The 19178-nt window shown below is 61.6% G+C and carries 18 protein-coding genes; 10 read left to right on the top strand and 8 right to left on the bottom strand.

Translation table 11 applies throughout. The annotated features are described in order from the left end of the window. Window positions 1-66: 66 nt before the first annotated feature. From P0D68_RS18845 to ssuD, 6 genes are all read left to right on the top strand, one after another. Complete coding sequence (locus P0D68_RS18845) at window positions 67-807, top strand: amino acid ABC transporter permease (protein ID WP_408298856.1); 741 nt, start codon at window positions 67-69, stop codon at window positions 805-807. Continuing rightward, window positions 804-1547, top strand: coding sequence for an amino acid ABC transporter permease (locus tag P0D68_RS18840; RefSeq protein WP_408298854.1), 744 nt, complete (start codon window positions 804-806; stop codon window positions 1545-1547). Before P0D68_RS18845 ends, P0D68_RS18840 begins: the two co-directional genes overlap by 4 nt. Window positions 1548-1752: 205 nt before the next feature. Then, a complete protein-coding gene (locus P0D68_RS18835) occupies window positions 1753-3003 on the top strand; it encodes an SfnB family sulfur acquisition oxidoreductase (protein ID WP_408298852.1) in 1251 nt (416 codons plus the stop codon). A gap of 3 nt (window positions 3004-3006) precedes the next feature. Next, window positions 3007-4269, top strand: a complete 1263-nt coding sequence (locus P0D68_RS18830) for an SfnB family sulfur acquisition oxidoreductase (RefSeq protein WP_408298850.1) — start codon at window positions 3007-3009, stop codon at window positions 4267-4269. After that, the gene (locus tag P0D68_RS18825) at window positions 4269-5639 is read left to right on the top strand and encodes an LLM class flavin-dependent oxidoreductase (protein ID WP_091801321.1); all 1371 of its coding nucleotides are present in this window, start codon (window positions 4269-4271) and stop codon (window positions 5637-5639) included. The genes P0D68_RS18830 and P0D68_RS18825 overlap by 1 nt, the downstream gene beginning before the upstream one ends. A 46-nt stretch (window positions 5640-5685) precedes the next feature. Next, window positions 5686-6840, top strand: coding sequence for an FMNH2-dependent alkanesulfonate monooxygenase (gene ssuD / locus P0D68_RS18820; RefSeq protein WP_408298847.1), 1155 nt, complete (start codon window positions 5686-5688; stop codon window positions 6838-6840). Between the two features lie 204 nt (window positions 6841-7044). Here the strand turns inward: ssuD and P0D68_RS18815 are convergent, their stop codons facing one another. From P0D68_RS18815 to P0D68_RS18800, 4 genes are all read right to left on the bottom strand, one after another. Then, complete coding sequence (locus P0D68_RS18815; protein WP_408299012.1) at window positions 7045-8640, bottom strand: alkaline phosphatase family protein; 1596 nt, start codon at window positions 8638-8640, stop codon at window positions 7045-7047. 428 nt (window positions 8641-9068) lie between these two features. Further along, window positions 9069-10427 (bottom strand): ATP-binding protein, encoded by a 1359-nt coding sequence (locus tag P0D68_RS18810; RefSeq protein WP_408298845.1) that lies wholly within the window; start codon window positions 10425-10427, stop codon window positions 9069-9071. Beyond that, window positions 10424-11086, bottom strand: a complete 663-nt coding sequence (locus P0D68_RS18805; protein ID WP_091801313.1) for a response regulator — start codon at window positions 11084-11086, stop codon at window positions 10424-10426. The genes P0D68_RS18810 and P0D68_RS18805 overlap by 4 nt, the downstream gene beginning before the upstream one ends. A 207-nt stretch (window positions 11087-11293) precedes the next feature. Beyond that, window positions 11294-11602 carry a DUF4148 domain-containing protein gene (locus P0D68_RS18800; protein ID WP_091801311.1) on the bottom strand — a complete coding sequence of 103 codons (309 nt, stop codon included), beginning with the start codon at window positions 11600-11602 and terminating at the stop codon, window positions 11294-11296. Between the two features lie 298 nt (window positions 11603-11900). Between P0D68_RS18800 and P0D68_RS18795 the strand changes: the two genes are divergently transcribed. After that, window positions 11901-12689 carry a COG4705 family protein gene (locus P0D68_RS18795; protein WP_091808697.1) on the top strand — a complete coding sequence of 263 codons (789 nt, stop codon included), beginning with the start codon at window positions 11901-11903 and terminating at the stop codon, window positions 12687-12689. Window positions 12690-12844: 155 nt separating this feature from the next. Here P0D68_RS18795 and P0D68_RS18790 read toward each other — a convergent pair whose 3' ends face one another. The 3 genes from P0D68_RS18790 to P0D68_RS18780 are packed head-to-tail and all read right to left on the bottom strand — an operon-like array spanning window position 12845 to window position 15314. Then, complete coding sequence (locus tag P0D68_RS18790) at window positions 12845-13636, bottom strand: MipA/OmpV family protein (protein ID WP_091801308.1); 792 nt, start codon at window positions 13634-13636, stop codon at window positions 12845-12847. Continuing rightward, window positions 13633-14514 (bottom strand): alpha/beta hydrolase, encoded by an 882-nt coding sequence (locus P0D68_RS18785; protein WP_408298842.1) that lies wholly within the window; start codon window positions 14512-14514, stop codon window positions 13633-13635. Before P0D68_RS18785 ends, P0D68_RS18790 begins: the two co-directional genes overlap by 4 nt. Window positions 14515-14516: 2 nt before the next feature. After that, window positions 14517-15314 (bottom strand): DUF4118 domain-containing protein, encoded by a 798-nt coding sequence (locus P0D68_RS18780; protein ID WP_408298840.1) that lies wholly within the window; start codon window positions 15312-15314, stop codon window positions 14517-14519. Between the two features lie 216 nt (window positions 15315-15530). On the opposite strand from P0D68_RS18780, the gene P0D68_RS18775 reads away from it, so the two are divergent. Continuing rightward, window positions 15531-16337 carry an alpha/beta hydrolase gene (locus P0D68_RS18775; RefSeq protein WP_408298838.1) on the top strand — a complete coding sequence of 269 codons (807 nt, stop codon included), beginning with the start codon at window positions 15531-15533 and terminating at the stop codon, window positions 16335-16337. A gap of 165 nt (window positions 16338-16502) precedes the next feature. Here the strand turns inward: P0D68_RS18775 and P0D68_RS18770 are convergent, their stop codons facing one another. Beyond that, the gene (locus P0D68_RS18770) at window positions 16503-17180 is read right to left on the bottom strand and encodes a type 1 glutamine amidotransferase domain-containing protein (protein ID WP_408298836.1); all 678 of its coding nucleotides are present in this window, start codon (window positions 17178-17180) and stop codon (window positions 16503-16505) included. A gap of 225 nt (window positions 17181-17405) precedes the next feature. Between P0D68_RS18770 and P0D68_RS18765 the strand changes: the two genes are divergently transcribed. Both P0D68_RS18765 and dmeF read left to right on the top strand, forming a co-directional pair. Beyond that, window positions 17406-17681, top strand: coding sequence for a metal/formaldehyde-sensitive transcriptional repressor (locus P0D68_RS18765; RefSeq protein ID WP_091801298.1), 276 nt, complete (start codon window positions 17406-17408; stop codon window positions 17679-17681). A gap of 8 nt (window positions 17682-17689) precedes the next feature. Continuing rightward, entirely contained in the window at window positions 17690-19006 is a 1317-nt protein-coding gene (dmeF, locus tag P0D68_RS18760; protein ID WP_408468738.1) for a CDF family Co(II)/Ni(II) efflux transporter DmeF, read from the top strand. The last annotated feature ends 172 nt before the right edge of the window (window positions 19007-19178 follow it).

Below are 19178 nucleotides of genomic sequence, written 5' to 3'. Positions count from 1 at the left end.
GGCCCGGTCACCGCCCGAAACGCGTGATCGGGCCTTCTTGCTGATACCGGACCGCGTTTTTCCCGCATGCATCTCTTGAATTTCTGGCTGGACCCGCGCTATCTCGGCTGGCTCGCCCACGGTTTTCTCATCACGCTGATCCTGTCGGCGTGCGTGAGCGTGTGCGCGACGCTGCTCGGATTCGTGCTGGCAATAGCCCATATCGCGCAACATCGCACGGTCGCGGCTGCGGCAAGGGTCTATGTACTCGTGTTTCGCAACTCTCCGCTGCTGGTGCAATTGCTGTTCTGGTACTTCGGCGCGGCGACGCTGCTGCCTCAAGCCTGGATGACGTGGCTGAACACGCCGCATGTGTTGAGCGCCGGGCCCTTTGCCGTGCACTGGCCGAGCTTCGAACTGTTCGCCGGCTGGCTGGGCCTGACCTGCTACAGCACAGCCTTTATCGCGGAGGAGTTTCGCGCCGGCATCCGCGGCGTGGGCATCGCGCAATACCAGGCGGGCGCCGCATTGGGCATGACGCGTTATGCGACCTTGCGGCACGTCGTTGTTCCGCAAGCGGTGCGTATCGCCACGCCGCCGCTCGCGGGGCAATACATGAATGTCGTGAAGAACTCGTCGCTGACCATGGCGATCGGCGTGGCCGAACTGTCTTATATGTCGCGTCAGGTGGACACGGAGAGCTTCCGCACCTTCCAGGCCTTCGGGACTGCAACCGTGCTGTATATCGGCACCATCGCGTTGATCGAAACGGCCTTGGTGATCTGGCAACACACTGGCGTACGTGCGTTGCAGCGAGGGCGGGCATGACGGCGCTCGAGTGGCTGCCGACGCTGCGTTATCTGCTGCTCGGCGCGTTCCCCAATGGGCCACTGGGCGGCGCCGCGCTGACGGTTGTGCTGTCGGTGGTGTCGGCGTTGCTGTCCGCGGCGGTGGGGCTGGCGGGCGGCGTGGCGCTCTCGCTGACACGCGGCGGCGTGCATCTGCTGCTGGTCGCAATCGTCGGGTTCTTCAGGGCGATTCCGGTATTGATGCTGATCTTCTGGACATTCTTCCTGATGCCGATCCTGCTGCATATCGGCGTGCCGGGGCTGGTTGCGGTGGTGTGCGCGCTGTCGCTGATCGGTGGCGCGTATCTGTCGCATGCCGTGCATGCGGGCATCGTGTCGGTCGGCGCGGGTCAGCAACAGGCGGCGCTGTCGCTCGGGCTCTCACGCTGGCAGGCGTTGCGTCACGTGGTGCCGCCACAGGCGGTGCGCGTCATGATGCCGTCGTTCGTCAATCAGTGGGTGTCGCTGGTCAAGGATACCTCGCTTGCGTATATCGTCGGCGTGCCGGAATTCACGTTCCTTGCCAATCAGGTCAACAGCCGCCTGATGATTTACCCCGCACAGATTTTCGTGTTCGTCGGCATCGTTTATCTGCTGCTGTGCTCCGCGTTGCAATGGATCGCTCACCGCATTCTGCTGCGCTCACCGTCCGCTCACGCCACTACGGGATCGAATGAGGAAGCTGTTACACCATTGCCGCTCGGTCGACTCAGCGAATGAAAAAGCCGCGAGGCAGCCGGGCAGGCCGTCACCGCAAATCGGAACGCGTGATAAGCAATTGCCAATTCGATAGTAGGCGTGACGCGCAGGTACTGGTCCAATAGACGATTAGCCCTTCCGTGGCGAGTCGGACCCGTACTGCTGCCAATGGCAACAGGCCGAAACGCCGCAAGCGGACGGGTCTCAACTGTCTGTATGAGCCATCATGTCCAGTCCCACATCCAGCCCTGTCGCGTCGCGACTGCCGGCGCGTCCCGATCCGGCGCGCGTCACGCGGATCGCTGACGACGCACAGGCGCTCGCCGCATCCCGCACCCTCGCCGACGTTTTCGCGTCGGGCGCCGCCGAACGCGACCGCAATCGCGTGCTGCCATGGGCCGAACTGGATCTATGGTCGCAAAGCGGTCTCGGCGCCATCACCGTGCCGCGCGAATATGGCGGTGCGGATGTGTCGTTCGCGACGCTGGCCGAAGTCTTCGTGAACCTCTGCGCGGCGGATCCCGCGCTGGGGCAGATTCCGCAGAACCAGTTCGGCGTGCTGGGTGTGCTGCGCGAAGTCGGCAGCCCGGCGCAGAAAGAGCGTCTGTACGGCGAAGTGCTGGCCGGCCGGCGGCTTGGTAATGCCGGCCCGGAACGTCGCTCGGCGGCGGCGGCGACGGTCCTGCAGGGTTCGACGCGCCTGCGCGCGACGCCCGACGGCTTGCGCCTCGACGGCAAGCGGTTCTATTCGACCGGCGCGTTGTTCGCGCACCGCGTCCCGACGCGCGCGACCGACGACGAAGGACGCGCCGTGCAGGTCTGGGTGCCGCGCGATGCGCCGGGCCTGACGGTAGTGGACGACTGGAGCGCCATCGGCCAGCGCACCACGGCGAGCGGCACCGTCACCTTCGACGCGGTGCCCGTCGATCCGCAGGACGTCTTGCCGATCTGGCAACTGGCCGACCGCCCGGGTCTGTCCGGCCCGACGTCGCAACTGATTCAGGCGGCGATCGACCAGGGTATCGCACAGGCCGCCGTTGCCGACGCGCTCGCCTTCGTGCGCGAACGCGCGCGGCCGTGGGTCGATTCCGGCCTCGAGCACGCAACCGACGACCCGTACATCATCGCCGATGTCGGCCGTCTGGAGATCGACCTGCATGCCGCGCATGAAGTGCTGCTGGAAACCGGCCGCACGCTCGACGCGATCGCGACCCGGCCGATCGATGCCGAAGCCAGCGCGCGCGCCTCCGTCGCCGTTGCCGAGGCCAAGGTGTTGACCACACGCATCGCGCTGGAGGCTAGCGAAAAGCTGTTCGAACTGGCCGGCTCCGCGTCGACCCGTGCGCTACACAACCTCGACCGCCATTGGCGCAATGCCCGCACTCATACGCTGCATGACCCGGTGCGCTGGAAGCTGCATCTGCTCGGCAACTATCACCTGAATCAGGTGCTTCCCGCGCGGCATTCGTGGAATTGAAACATGACCATTGACCTTTCTTCCGCGGTTGGCGACAGCGCCGCGCCTGCCGTGCTGCCTCGCGAACTGCGTTCGCTGCCCACTCCCGAACTGATCGGCGACGACGCGCAGGCGCGGCTCGTCGCGCGCCGTCTGGCCGAGGCATTCGCGTGCGAAGCCGCACTGCGCGATCGCGAACGGCGGCTTCCGTGGGCCGAACTCGACGCCTTCGTGGCGAGCGGCCTGTGGGGCATCACCGTGCCGCGCGAATTCGGCGGCGCGGGTGTGAGCAACGGTACGCTCGCCGAAGTCACCGCAACGATCGCCGCAGCCGACGGCTCGCTCGGCCAGATCCCGCAGAACCATTTCTATGCGCTCGAGGTGCTGCGCGTTGGCGGCAGCCTGGAGCAACAGCGCTTTTTCTACGGACGGGTGCTCGCGGGCGAGCGTTTTGGCAATGCGCTCGCGGAAATCGGCCACAAGGATTTCAAACGACGCACACGGCTCACGCGAGAGGCGGCCGGCTGGTATGTCGACGGCCGGAAGTTCTATTGCACGGGCGCGCTCTACGCACATTGGATCCCCACGCTGGTCGTCGCCGAAGAGCAGGGCCGCGACGTCACTTATCTGGCGTTCGTGCCGCGCGGCACACCGGGCGTCACCGTAACCGACGACTGGGATGGCTTCGGCCAGCGTGTCACCGGCAGCGGGTCGGTGCAGTTCGATCATGTGCACGTCGAGCCCGAATGGGTCGTGCCGTTTCAGGCGTCGTTCGAGCGCGCCACGACGATCGGGCCGCTCGCGCAGATCATTCATGCGGCAATCGATCTCGGTCAGGCGCGCGGCGCCTTCGAAGCCGCGTTGGAATTCGTGCGGGAGCGCTCGCGACCGTGGATCGACGCGAAGGTCGAACGGGCCGCCGACGATCCGCTGACCATTGCGCAGTTCGGCGACCTCTCAGTGCGGTTGCGCGCGGCAGAAGCGTTGCTGCGCCGCGCGGGACGTTTCGTCGATGCTGCGCAGGCGCAGCCCACCGAGCAGTCGGTCGCGCAGGCGTCGATCGCTGTGGCCGAGGCGCGCGCGCTCACCACGACCGTGTCGCTGGATGCCGGGTCGCGCCTGTTCGAACTCGCCGGCACCGCCGCGACGCTCGACGGTCTCGGCCTCGACCGTTTCTGGCGCAACGCGCGCACTCACACGTTGCACGACCCGGTGCGCTGGAAGTATCACGCCGTGGGCAACTACTACCTCAACGACAAGCTGCCGCCGCGGCATGGAGCCTTGTGATGGCGAAGAAACAGATCCTGCTCAACGCGTTCAACATGAACTGCGTGGGTCATATCAACCATGGCCTGTGGACGCATCCGCGCGACCGTTCGAGCGACTACCGTCTGCTGCCGTATTGGACCAACCTCGCGCGCACGCTCGAGCGCGGACTGTTCGACGGGCTCTTTCTCGCCGACATCGTCGGCGTCTACGATGTTTATCAACGCAACGTGGACGTGACGTTGCGCGAATCGATCCAGTTGCCCGTCAACGATCCCACGCTGCTGGTGTCGGCAATGGCCGCCGTGACCGAGCATCTTGGGTTCGGCGTGACGGTCAATCTCACCTACGAGCAGCCCTATCTTCTCGCGCGCCGGTTTTCGACGCTCGATCATCTGACGCAAGGCCGGGTTGGCTGGAATATCGTCACGGGCTACCTCGACAGCGCGGCGCGCGCCATGGGACTCAGCGAGCAACTGCCGCACGACGAGCGCTACGACCGGGCGGACGAATACCTGGAGATTCTCTACAAGCTGTGGGAAGGCAGTTGGGAGCAGGGCGCGGTGCTGCGCGACAAGGCGGGACGCGTGTATGCGGACCCGGCGAAGGTTCATCAGGTGCGGCATGCGGGCAAGTACTACAACGTGGAGGGGTATCACCTCGCGGAACCGTCGCCGCAGCGCACGCCAGTGCTGTTCCAGGCCGGCAGTTCCGGGCGCGGCCAGCGGTTCGCCGCGCGTCACGCCGAATGCGTGTTCATTTCGCCGCCGAACCGGCAGGCCGCGCGCGAAACCGTGCGCACGTTGCGCGAGCAACTGGTGCAGGCCGGCCGCCGTCCGGAGGACGTGAAGGTGTTCGTCGGCGCCGCGGTGGTTGCGGGCGCAACCGAGCAGCAGGCCCGCGAGAAATATGCCGACTATCGGCAATATGCGAGCCGCGAAGCCGGGCTCGCGCACTTCGCGGCAAGCACGGGTATCGACTATGCGCAATACGATCTCGACGCGCCAGTGGACTACGCGCCCGGCAACGCGATCGAATCGGCCACGCGAACAGCCAAACAGCACGGCTGGACACGCCGCAAGTTGCTGGAGATGTTCGAACTAGGCGGCCGCTATCCGGCCATTGTCGGCAGCGCCGCGCAGGTTGCCGACGAACTGCAGGCGTGGATCGAGGAAACGGGCGTCGACGGCTTTAACCTGAGCCGCACGGTGGTGCCCGAAAGCTACGAGGATTTTATCGATCTGGTCGTGCCGGAATTACAGAATCGCGGCCTGTACAAGACCGCCTATACCGACGGCGCGCTGCGCCACAAGCTGTTCGGGGAGGGCGACCAGTTGCCGGCCCGGCACGCGGCGGCGAGCTTCCGGCAGCATGCCGCGGAGGCGGTATGAAACCGCACACGATCCGCCTCGCCCAACGTTTGTCACAGGAGCACGCATGAGTCTCGATATTTTCTGGTTTTTGCCGACCTCGGGCGATACACGCTATCTCGGCAAGTCCGATTTTGGCCGGCCGCCGACCAACGAATATATGCGTCAGATCGCGGTCACGGCCGAGAATCTGGGCTATGACGGCTTGCTGATTCCGACCGGCAGCAGTTGTCAGGATCCGTGGGTCACCGCCGCCAGTCTCGTGCCGGTGACGCAGCGCATCAAGCTTCTGGTCGCGTTGCGCACCTCGATCAGCGGCCCGACTGCCGCCGCGCGCCAGGCCGCGACGCTCGACCAGGCCTTGCACGGACGCCTGCTGCTGAACGTGGTGCCGGGCGGCGACGCCACCGAACTCGCCGCCGACGGCGTGTTTCTCCCCCACGACGAGCGCTATGCGGCCGCCGACGAATTCCTCACCGTCTGGCGCGATCTGCTCGCCGGCAAGACGGTGGACTTCAAGGGCAAATACGTTCACGTGGAGCAGGCGCGCAACTTTCATCCGCCGGCGCAGCAGCCGTCGCCGCCGCTGTATTTCGGCGGGTCGTCGCCGGCCGCGCATGAACTCGCGGCCAAGCATGTGGATGCGTATCTGACGTGGGGCGAGCCGCCTGCCGCCGTCGCTGAAAAATTCGCCGATGTGCAGCGGCGTGCCGCCGCCCATGGCCGCAAGCTGCGTCTCGGGGTGCGTCTGCATGTGATCGTGCGTGAGACCAACGAAGAGGCATGGGCCGAAGCCGAGCGCCTCATCAGCAAGCTCGACGACGAAGACATCCGCCGCGCGCAGGAGAACTACGCGCGCATGGATTCGGTCGGGCAACGCCGGATGGCGGAGTTGCATGGCGGACGCCGCGACAGGCTGGAGATCAGCCCCAACTTGTGGGCCGGTGTGGGTTTGGTGCGCGGCGGCGCGGGCACGGCGCTGGTCGGCGATGCAAAGACGGTCGCCGCGCGGTTGCAGGAGTATGTCGACGCGGGCGCGGATAGTTTTGTGCTGTCCGGCTATCCGCATCTCGAGGAGTCGATCCGTTTCGCGGAGCTTGTGTTCCCGTTGTTGCCCGGCAAGAAGCCGGTCACGTTGCGCGATCAGGTGCTGACGGGCGGGGCGTTTGATGTGCGGGCGGGTGCGGATGAGGGCAGAGGTCGGACGAAGGCGCAGGCGTAAAGCGGTCAGGCACTGGCTAGCGATAGATCGCTGCGCCGCTCGACAACATGTTTGCGAACATGTCGTCGAGCGCCCAACTCGGCTAACCGGGAGCGACGCCCCTCATGACGCTCCCGTCTGCACGAGCACCGAACGCCGTTGGATATCCTGAAGCATCGCACTATTGAAGTGCCGTGCTTTCAGCCACGGAGCTCGGCCATTCGCCTAGAAGTGCTCGCGATCGAATTCCGGCAACGCACGCGTTCCTTCAACAGCAACCGAATGCAGCAGTTCTGGCTTCAGATCGAGCAAACGCAGAATCGTGGGCGCAACTTGTGTGGTCAGTACATGTTCGCCGTTCATCTGTCCAGTGTGTTGGGCGTGGGGCACATAGATCACAAGACCGAGATGGCTGTCGTCGGGAGCGTTGCCGCCGTGCTCTTCGTCCTTTGCCGTACTCGAGGTATAGATCACACCCGGGTTCGGTTGGACGACGATGTCAGGCGTGCGTCCATCGGCAGGGTCCCCAAACCGGCCGGTCAATTGCGGGCCGTAGAGAATGTATGCCTGCGGACCGTCTGCGCAAATACCGGGAGCGTTGCAACCGAGGTTGCCTTTGAGGGTCTTCACGACGGCAGACAGTTGGCTTTGATCGCGCAACCAGATCAGTCCGACGTCATCGGTCTGGACGAAACCCGTTCCGACCAGGCCCGTTCCGTCGTTGAGGTTGCCGCTCTTCGTAGCGTTCTGCCCGAAGTTGCCGTTCGGATCCAGATAGTTGCTTGTTTCAAGCAGTTTCGACAGCGTGTCTCCGTTCTTGATCAGCTTCGAATGATCGGTCGGTGACTGCCCATGCTTGGCCGTAACGATGATCGCCGTCGACGAATAGAGATTACGCTGCTTCAGTTCGGTCACGATGCGACCCAGAGCGTTGTCAAGATAAGCAATCGCATTGCTGACCTGCGGCCCCGGCGTGAAGCTCGCATCCAGATAGCCGCCGCCATGCGCGACCGTCGCCTTCTGTGCGACGCTCAAAGTCTGGAAGTTGGTGCCAAACAGTGTGGGCACATCGGCGCTGGATTGACCTGTGGAGTCTTTGCCGTCGATCTCATTGATCAGCGACTGCACATGCAAATTGTCGAACTTTTCCGTGTGCGTGTAGACGTCGGTGTAGTTCGTATTGGTGGCCGGATCGATCGAGTTGATCTCGGTGCGCGAGAGATCGTCCACGCCCGTGCCGGACGGCCCGTTCAGCCAGTCGTAGCCCCATGCATGTTTGTCTGCCCAGGCGGTGCGCGCGCCTTTCAAGTTGCGTTTGACTACTTCGAAGATCGTATTCGTCTTCACATAGTTATGCGGATAGACGGGCGCACAGACACCATTGACCAACGTATGCGGGATAGCCTGCGGATTGAACGCGCCGCCACCGTCGAGATGCGTCAGTGCGCCGCCGTTCTCGCCATCGATGCCAGTCGTTTCGTCGAATACGACATTCCAGCCTTGCTTGCCGGTGCAATTGCTATCGGACGGCGCGAAGAGCGTGCGGTCGTAGGATACGTCGTAGAAGAGGCCGGCGGATTTGGGCGAGCCCCCGGTGACGAGCGCCGCGAGACCTGGGAACGAATCCGACAGGCCCGGTGTGTGCGCATTGGTGTAGGTCGTACCAGACCTGGCGAGCACCGCAAGATTCGGGCATGCATTCGAACCGATGCAGCGTGCGACGTCCTGTTCATGCAGACCGTCGAAGCTGATCAGCAACACATGCTTCACTGACTCGTGCTCGTGCTCGTGTTCATGCTGATCGGCCGCCGCCGCGCCCATCGAGTACAGCCCGGCGAGCAGGGCAACGCCCACGCCAAGGCCGATTTGCTTGCGTTTCCCTATGCGCATCGTCTTCATTTCCCGTCCTTTTTTCAGGTTGCCACGAAACATTTGGTAATCCGGGAATGAATGTGCAGGGCAATTGAGTCGTCAGGATGAATGGGCGCTTTCGATTCCATAACCAGCAAGCGGCTAATGGTATGGACTGGAAAAAAACAGCAATCAGCAATTGCCTTAAGGTTTCCTTAAGAATTGAGTGGTGGGTTGAAAAGTTGAGCTGAATCGCTAACGTTGACCGGAACGTTGTCGCGAGTATTTGAACGTCTTGCACGCCTCGAATCCCGTCGTGATCAGACAGTGTTTGGCAATTGTGTGATCGTCGTCGCGCCGAACGCAGGCGAAGGGTTCCTCGTACGTCGAAGGTGGGGCTAGAGTGCCGCTGCGTTGGACCCGTCAGGTCTGATAAATCCGCGGACTGACACCGTGAGACCGGCTGCATCTACGTTGTTCGCCAATTTGAGCGTCAACTGCTGTCGCTGCGCAATACGGGCCGCAATGGCGAGTCCGAGCCCGCTGCCCGTCCCCTTGGTATGCTCACCGCGATAGAAGCGGTCGAGCACACGCTCCAACTCTCGCTCGGGAATGCCGGGTCCGGTGTCCACCACGTCGAAGCCGAGACGCTCCCCTGTGAGGCAGAGTACGACGTCGACCCTGCCGCCTTGCGGCGTGTAGCGGATCGCATTGTCGATCAGGTTATTCAGCAGCACGCTCACCCCATGCGGATCAGCCAGCACATCGCACGGATTGTCTTGCGTCACGGGATGCCGGAACTCCAGGCCCAAATCAATCTGCTTCTGTTCCGCCAGCAGGGAGAAATCGCTGACTGCCTGCTCGCCGATTTTCCTTAAGCTGACCGATACGCCTTCGTTTGCCGGATTCGCATCCTCCCTTGCAAGCGTCAAAAGCTGTTGAACGAGGCGGATGATGCGATTGAGCCGTGTGTCGATCCGCTCGATCGTCTGGCCATCGTCTTTCAAGGTGCCGTTGTTCGACGCTGCCTGCAACTGCAGTTTCAGCGCGGCAAGCGGCGAGCGCAGTTCGTGCGCGGCATCCGCAATGAAAGTGCGCTGCGCCTGTGAGGCGGCGTTCAGACGCTGCAGCAGGTCGTTCAATGCATCGACGAGCGGCCGGATTTCGACCGGCACCTGGCCGTCGAGACGCAATGGTTCGAGCGAATCGAGCGAGCGCGTTGCCAGTGAGCGCGATAAGCCGCCAATCGGCGCGAGACCTCTCGCCACGACGAACAGCACGAGTACGATGGTCACAGGCATGAGCAGGCCGAGCGGCCACAAGGTATGGAGCGCGAGGTGGAGCGCCAGCGCTTCTCGTACGGAGACGGGTTGCGCAACCTGGATAAAGCGGTCCGGCTGCTGCAAGCCCAGGACGCGCCAGTGAGCCTCGCCCCGTTCGATGGTGCGAATACCCGCGGGCAGTCGCGCCAGAACCGGCGACAAGCGGGAGTGGTAGACGAGCGAGCCCCCTTTGTCCCATATCTCGATCAGAATCCGGTCGTCCGAAATACCTTCGAACTCCGAGCCTTGCCGCTCGACTGTCTCCGCCGTTTCGAGATTCGATGGCAAGGACAGGGCAACGGTACGCAGTTCGTAGTCGAACAGTTCATTGGCTTCTTCGCGGGCCGTATGAAAGATCCCGAATGCCGCAATTCCGGAGGCGGCGGCGAGGCCGCAGATCAGCCAGCCGAGTAGCCAGCGGCGAATCGACGTCATTCATGCCTCTTCAATCGATAGCCAACGCCACGCACCGTCACGATCTGTTCTGCGCCGATCTTGCGCCGCAGGCTGTGCACGTGCACTTCGATTGTGTTGCTTCCCACTTCATCGCCCCATCCATACAGCTTGTCTTCGAGTTCGGACCGGGTGAAGACGCGCGCGGGCTCTTCGATCAGCGCCTGCAGCAGCGCGAACTCCCGCGGCACGAGCGCTACCGGTGCGCTGTTCTTCCTCACTTCGTGAGCGGCGGGGTCAAGCGTCAGTTCACCATGGGAATAGATCGGCTGTTTCTGGCCGGTTCGTCGTCGCAGCAACGCCCGCGCTCTTGCTGCCAGTTCATCCAGATCGAAGGGCTTGATGAGGTAGTCGTCGGCTCCGGCGTCGAGGCCGCGAATGCGCTCGTTCACGGAGTCGCGTGCTGTCAGGATGATGACGGGCGCCTGACCACCTTGTTTGCGGTAGCTATTGAGCAGATCGATGCCGTCTTTTTTAGGCAGGCCGAGATCCAGCAGGACAAGGTCGTACACGCCGTTGCCAAGCGACAACTCGGCGGCCCGGCCGTCTTGCGCCCAGTCGATTGCATACCCTTCGCGCCCCATCGATTCGAGCACGGTTTCCGCAATCATTTCATCGTCTTCTACCAGAAGCAGACGCATCGGCGCTCCTTGCGTTGTTCACCATCCGACATTGTCGCGCATCCGGAATTAACGTTTCCTTAAGCAATTGTTAAGCGTTCGGTCAATATTATCTGCCTTTCGAGAGCAAGCGGATCGAAGCTCTCATGCACGCCGGCGCATTCTTGGGCAAACGAAAGCGCTGCGGAACGGCGCGATGCGCCGGTCGACAGACGACGCATGGACAGTCTAGTGGTGAGTGAAAAGCCCGGCATCCGCGCCAGACGACGCAACATGAGAGCGCGGCGTCCGAGATTCTGACGATCCGCCCGTTTGCGTGCCGTAACCAGTCGCACCGGCTGTTTGGCGCGGGCTCGCGTATTGCTGAGAAGCCGGATAGTCCATTTTGGATTGATGCAGGGTGTGGTCTCGCTCGGCTTCGGCTGTTTGCGCTCGCACCTCGGCGCGCGTGAGTGGACCATTGGTCGCCTGCGCGAAGCTGGCGACAGGCAGCGAAGCGGTGATGGCAAGGATGCAGATGGAGAGGATGCGTTTCATAGTGCGTTTTCCTTGGGAATCTGAATGAATATTCCTGACCTTCGCGCTTCGAGTCCTGCGCGCCGATCTGGAGCATCACGTCGAGGGCCCTTGTGACGTGCATCATCAGAGTACGTGTTGAACCTTAGGTGACGCTTATCCGGCTTCCGTGCGGATTGAATACGCGCGAACGGCTCGGTTAAGCGGGTGTTAACCTGACTGATGCAATCTGTCTGCCACGTCTTCGGCGCCGCTGGTGCGAGGCGCAGGCGCTTGCGGGCGCAACGATCGATTGAAGTGCAAAGAAAGAGGAATGAACATGAAAGGAAGCACTGCGAGCTTCGCCAGCCAGGCTGTCAGCAAGGTTCCCGAGGTAACGATCGGATTCTGGGCGATCAAGGTGGCCGCGACGACGCTGGGGGAAACCGGCGGAGATTGGGTATCCATGTCGCTGAATCTTGGTTATCTGGTTGGCTCTTCGATCTTCCTCGTGTTATTCGTCGCCCTCGTTTCAGCCCAGGTCAAGGCAAGAGATTTCCATCGCTTCCTGTACTGGGCGACGATTGTCGCCACGACCACGTTGGGTACGACAATGGCGGACTTCGCCGATAGATCGCTAGGCATCGGATATCCCGGCGGCACTACGCTAGTCGTTGCGCTATTGATCGGCAGTCTGGCCATATGGTATCGGTCGGAGGGGACGGTCTCGGTCGAGAGCATCGTCACCGCCAGGGCTGAATGGTTTTACTGGATTACGATCCTGTTTTCACAAACGCTCGGCACGGCGCTCGGGGACTGGGTAGCGGGTGAAGACCGCGGCGGGCTCGGTATCGGATACGAATATGGCGCAATGCTCTTTGGAGCCGGCCTGATTGTCGTGGCCGCACTTTACTTCTGGACGCGTGTATCGCGCACGGCGCTGTTCTGGTCAGCGTTTATTCTGACCCGGCCACTCGGCGCGACGTTGGGGGACTTCCTCGATAAACCGGTGGCGCAGGGCGGACTGCAAGTGAGTCGGCTGTATGCGTCCGGCATCCTGCTTACTTTCATGGTGGCGTGTATCGTGCTGATCCCGCAGCGGCCAACCAGGAGGGAGCCGGCAGCCTGATCATGCGCGCTATCGGATGGCATGGAAATCCATGCAGTTCCATCAGGACGTAGTGAAGGCAACTCATTCCGAATGCACAGACAGCCGGCCCGTCCGGCTTCTTTGAGCGCCATTGTTCATTCCGTCCAGTGAGATTGCGCGAATGAGTTTCGCTGCTAGAAGCGGTAAAGGACCGACGCCATCCCGTTGAGGTCGAGCCGGCGCTCGGTGATCGGACTGCCGGCGGCGTAACGCTCGAGGCGTCCCACAACGGCCGCAACGTTCGCCGACCAGTGCGGACTGATCTTGTACGTGGCATTCACGTTGAAGTGAGCATCGCGCAAACCGGAACCGGTATCGTAGTGCGGTAGTCCCGATGCCGCGCTTTCCTGCTGCGTGACGCCGAACATCGTCTGGGTATAGGTCGCGTTGGCCCATGTGAGGCCCGGACCCATCGAAATGAGCCAGTTGCCGATTGGCGCCGATACGAACAGATCGGCCATCGCCGTCAGACCTTGCCCCGTTCCCGCGATGTCCTGGTAGGCCGCCACCGCGCCGGTGAACGCCCACCACGTGTAATCGCCGAAGATCCGCAGCTTCGGTCCATAGTGCACATCGGGTAAGCCTTTGAGCCGCGCATCGTCGGACGATGATCTCGACTGGAAGTCGAAACTCACCGACATGCCGAGGTGATAGTTCTCCGCGTGCATCACGTTGACGCCGAGCACATCCGGACCCTGCGAGAAAAAGCGGTCCTTCCATGAAATGTCCTGCACGGGGAAGGGAAGCACTTGCAACTGTGAGGAGCCGGGGAACTTCGGGAACACGTACATGCCCGGCCCGACCGAGATTTTCCAGTCGCTGTCCGCCTGCGGTTCATCGGCGTGCGCGATACCCGTCGTACAACACGCGCTTACCGCTGCGAGCGCCAGGCAGCGGCGTCGGAAAGATGCGATATGGAGCTTCATGCTTTCCTCGCCACTGCGGCCAACTGTCTCAGGCGTCGAGCGAGCGCCCGTGATACGACAGGCGTCGGATTGTTGCAGGACGCCGACGTTGCGGCGCTTTCGCGCATGAATAGCGCGCATTCCCGCGCGACTACCTCGCGCTCGTTGTCAGAGGTGATCATATGGTACGAGTCGTCGAGCCAGATGGTGCGAAGAAACGACGCGCCGACGTTCGCCACGACATACTGCGCATTGTGTGGACTGGACGTCTCGTCGTCGATCGCATGAATGATGAGGCAGTCGGTGCTGATGCTCTTCAGCTTCTCGCGTACCCAGTTCGCAAGCCGGCTCGCTTCGTGAAGCGCGGGCATCGCAATGGATGCGGGTCCCACTTCGCTGATTTCACCTCTTTGCATCACGCGCGCAATTTTCGAGCGCAACGCCTCGTTGCGCAGACCGTAGGGTTCGTGCTCGCGATAGCGATAGCGCGAGCGCAAAGGCGTGTAGTAGACGTAGTCGAGTAGAAATCGATACCAGGGAATCGCCCAGCCGTCGTAACTGAGTGTGATCGACAACAGCAGCAACGCGCGCGCGGTCGGGCGCTGTTGAGTGACGGCGGCGGCCAGCGTCGCGCCCATGGAAAGTCCGCATACCGAAACGTGCCGGTATCGCGCGGCAAGCGCGTCGAATTCGGCGACGGCTGCGCTGATCCACTGTTCCATCGGCGCATGTCCCGCTCCGGCACTGTAGCCATGAAGCTCCGGCGTGTGAGTCACGAAGCCTTCTTCGGCGAGCGCACGCGCAAGGAAGCGCAATTCCGCGGGAGAACTCGACAGTCCGTGTAAAAGCAGGACAGCGTGATCGTTGCCCTGAGCGGTGGGAAATGCAGAGATGTTCATGGTCAGTCTTCCGCCCGAAGGATCAGAAACTCGCCGGACGGCGTAATGAAGCGTTCGCACATACATTCGACCGCGCGCCAACCGTGTCCACTCGATAGAAAACGCATGCGGTGATGGCCCGGCATCAGGCGGTCGTTCACACGCGCGAGATCATCCTGATGCACTTCCGAATGCCTGGTGCCGTAGGCGATGCCCGTACGAAACGATTCGTCGTCGATGACGCCGTCGGCCGTGGAAGTCGCCGCTGCCGCAACAAAACTGCTAGGCGGCGCGCTCGTTGCCGGATCGACTGCCTTGATGAGAATGAGTGAGCGGTTGTGCTGGGCGATGTGATGCAGCATGCGATGCATTTCATCCGTGGCACGACGCGCCAGCAGGCGTTCGTTATCGCCGCGCAGCAGCATTTCATAGCGCGACTGCGCGACAGACGCCAGAAGTTCGGCGCGATACTGCGCGCGTTTCAAACGCTCGACCAGCGTGATCACAACAATCGTGATCAGCGGATACGACACCAGCAGGCGGATATCCGACGCGTCGATGACGTCCAGGCGTCCATACGGCGGGACAAACAGGTAATCCGCGAGACAGAGTCCCGCCAGCATCACGCTGAATGCGGGCGCGAGACCACAATAGTATTCCACGAGCACGGCGGCGATGAGAAAGGCGGTGCCCGGCATGATCGGACCAAGCAGCGGGTGCAGTACCGATCGGATGGCAGCGGCGGTAAAAAGTGCCGTAGCTGCAATAATCCACCGTCTGCGGCCTCGCGGCGCCCAGCGGCGAGAGTTTTTGACTTTCATTTTGTTATATACGGCGAGGTGACATTGACCCATGAAACAGTGATTGTGCCAGACACTTTTGTGACATATCCGGCGATATCAGGCAAAGTTCGGACTGGGCCGTGTTTTCCCGAATGCAATGGCAGCAAACTGACCAATGGGAATTAGCGCATCGATCCGGCGTTTGTCCTTATATCGGCCCCGAAACTAGTAAAGCCGCTTCGCACGAGACAAAGCATGCGCGTGCTTACCTATGCCCTATGGTTCGCTGTCGCCGCCTATCTGGGTGCGGCGCTGGCGCTGTATCTGATGCAGGACCGCATGCTGCTTCCATCCACGCCGGACGCGGCGGATCTTCGCACGGTCGTGAACGCGGGTAACCACATTGACGCGTGGAAAGCGCAAGGCGCGTACGCGGGCTACGTCGTCAGGCCGACGGAGCACGTACCGCGCGGTACGTTCATCGTCTATCACGGCAACGAGGAGTCGGCGGAGACCAAGCTGCCGCTCGCTAATGTATTCGTACGCGCCGGGTATCGGGTCGTCATTGCCGAGTATCCAGGGCACGGCAAGCGGGGAGGTGAGCGCACCATGCAAGCGGCGACGGTTGCTTCCCGTGAAGCTTTGGCATCCGTGCTCTCGCAATGGCGCGGTCCAGTCTATCTAGTGGGCGAGTCGCTCGGCGCGGGCATGGCATCGCAAGTTGTCAAGGGCAACGAGTCGGCGATCGCGGGCGTCGTGCTTATTACGCCGTGGGACTCGCTTGCGAATGTGGCCGCTGAAAAGTATCCGGCTTTCCCGGTGCGGTGGCTGCTGCACGACCGCTTTGATTCGATCGCCGCCGTATCGCGTTACGAGGGGCCGCTGGTCATCATCGGGGCGCAACGAGACGAGTTGATTCCGGTCGCGCATGCACGACGTTTCGCGAGCGAGCACGATCATGCCCGGCTCATGCTGTTGCCCAACGCCGATCACGACGACTGGTTCGGCGCCATGACGCCGCAGGACTGGGGGCGGGTTCTGCAATGGCTTAAGGCCGCATGAAGCGAAGCCTGAACGCAAGGGCTGGGTCTTCGCGTTGATGAGGCCTGTTGTGCCGCACACGCGCAGCGGTTTAACTGGCCGAATCCGCGAGGAAAGTCACCCGCCCTCCTGCGAGACCACAGAGTCGACACCGCACTGCTCGGGTGTCGACTACTGCGCCGCATTTCAGCCCAGCATCTTTATGACTGCCTTTGCGCTCGCCTCCGATGAGCCAGGGTTCTGCCCCGTCACCAACTGTCCGTCGACCACCACGTGGCTCGCCCAATCCGGTCCTTTGCTGTAATGCGCGCCAAGCTTTTGCAGTTCCGACTCGACAAGAAACGGAACCACGTCGACAAGCCCGACTGCAGCCTCCTCTGAATTGGAAAAGCCGGTGACCTTTTTCCCGTTCACGAGCGGCTTTCCGTCGGTGCCCTTCACGTGCCGAAGGACGCCAGGCGCATGGCAGACAAACGCAACCGGTTTTCCAGCTGTTTGAAATGCTTCAATCAACGATATCGATTTCGAGTCCTCGGCAAGATCCCACAGCGGGCCGTGGCCGCCGGGATAAAAGACCGCGTCGTATTCCGCTTCATCAACCTCCGACAGCGGATGGGTATGAGCGAGCAGTGCCTGCGCTTCCTTGTCAGCGCGAAAGCGTTTCGTTGACTCGGTTTGCGCGTCTGGTTCGTCACTTTTTGGATCAAGAGGCGGTTGGCCTCCCTTGACCGAAGCTAACGTAATTTCTGCTCCCGCGTCCTTGAATACATAAAAGGGTGAGGCAAATTCTTCGAGCCAGAATCCGGTCTTCTTTCCTGTGTTACCAAGTTGATCGTGGGACGTCAAAACCATCAGGATTTTCATCACAACCTCCAATGTTGAGCAGCTGAATTGTCAGCGGGACGTGCTTCACTCGGACCACAGTTGTGGGCAAAGGTTGCGAGGTCACAGAAATCGGCCTTCGAATACGAGCAAGGTGGTATCAGGCGAAATTCGCAAGGCTGGTTTGACGAAACCGACGGATACCCCCACCCCCTATGTTAAACTCAAGTCTATTTTTCGCCCTGAAGGGGTGTCTGGGGAGCCGCAATGAGTCATACGGTCCATGAAAAACAGAAACTTCTCAACCGGGTTCGCCGTATCAAGGGGCAGGTTGAAGCCATTGAGCGGGCACTCGAGGAAGAGCATGGCTGCTCCGATGTTCTGCAGCGAATTACGAGTTGTCGCGGAGCGATGAATGGCCTGCTTGCCGTCGTACTGGAGGACCATATCCGCAATCATCTCGTCGATGCGGAAAGCGCGGATGAGCCTGATGTCAGCGCGACCGAACAGCTCATCGAAGTTGTTCACAGCTATTTCAAGTAGAGTCAAAAATGAGTGATTTCAACGATGCCGCGTTCGGTGCGGGGCATGACCACATCTTTCTGGGTTCAGCCCATGAGCAGAACGAACGCAGGACCTGGGCTGTGATTGCGCTGTGCTCGGCCATGATGGTCGTGGAAATCGTCGGTGGCAGTTTGTTCGGGTCGCTTGCGCTCGTCGCCGATGGCCTCCACATGTCGACGCACGCGGGTGCGATGCTGATTGCCGCACTGGCTTATACGTACGCGCGCAAACATGCCACGGATTCCCGCTTCGTATTCGGTACCGGCAAGTTGGGCGATCTGGCGGGATTTACTAGTGCCATCGTGCTGGCAATGATTGCCTTGCTGATTGGCTACGAGGCAGTGTCACGCTTCCTTTCGCCGGTACCCATCCATTTCGGTGAGGCTATTCCTATCGCGGTCGTCGGCCTGCTGGTCAACCTCGCGAGTGTCTGGCTTCTTGGCGGCGACCATCACGGTCATGGCCATGCTCACAGCCACGGGCACGGGCACGGTAATGAGCATGGCCACGACGACCATGCGCACGAAGACGACGCACAGAAGGTCTTCACCGCGTCCGGCGTGTTTGACGTGTCTATCTTCGAAGACGGCGTGCCTCCAGTCTTTCGGGTTGCGCCTGCCACTGCGGGTTCGCGGCTCGAAGCGGCCGGGGGAGCCATTACAACCGTACGACCTGACGGATCGCGACAGGTGTTTGATTTAGTAGAGCGGGGTGGGTATCTGGAGTCGAAAGACCACATTCCGGAGCCGCACGCATTTAAAGCTGTGGTGCGGATGGCGGGCGGCGAGTACGAGGTCGAATTCGAAGAACATGTGCATCACGACGAGGTGGATCATGCGGCCATTCGGGACCACAACATGCGGTCTGCCTACATCCACGTGATAGCAGATGCGGCGGTCTCGGTGCTGGCCATTGTCGGCCTTTTGCTGGCGCGCGCATTCGGATGGCTTTGGATGGACCCGCTCGCCGGTGTCATTGGAGCACTGGTGATTGCGAACTGGTCCTACGGACTGATGATTGCGAACTGGTCCTACGGACTGATGCGTGACACAGGCGCGATTCTGCTCGACATCAACCCCGACCGACGGATGGCGGACAACGTCCGCCAGGTGATCGAAGACTCGGGTGACAAGGTCATCGACCTGCACGTGTGGCGACTCGGCCCCGGCCATATGAGCGCTGTGGTGTCCGTTGCGACCAGTGAATCGCATCGCGATTCGCGCTTCTATCACGCGGTCCTCAAGCGTTTCAAGGGCCTCTCGCATGTCACGGTTGAAGTACAACCTGCACAAGCGGCTGCCTGAACAATGGTAGTCAAGTTTGGTGCCATAGCCTGAGGCGCTGGTCGCTACAGCGTCGGTTTTTCGATGAAACCTCGAGCCGACCAGTCGACGGGAAATGCTACAAGTGCTTACAAATCTTGCCGGCGCTACGTCCACCAATTTGCCGGCTCCCGCGTTCTTGCTGACATACGTC

It is taken from the genome of Paraburkholderia sp. RL17-380-BIE-A (genome assembly GCF_046028085.1).
Classification (GTDB): Bacteria; Pseudomonadota; Gammaproteobacteria; order Burkholderiales; family Burkholderiaceae; genus Paraburkholderia.
This window is presented reverse-complemented; position numbering and strand designations above follow the sequence as displayed.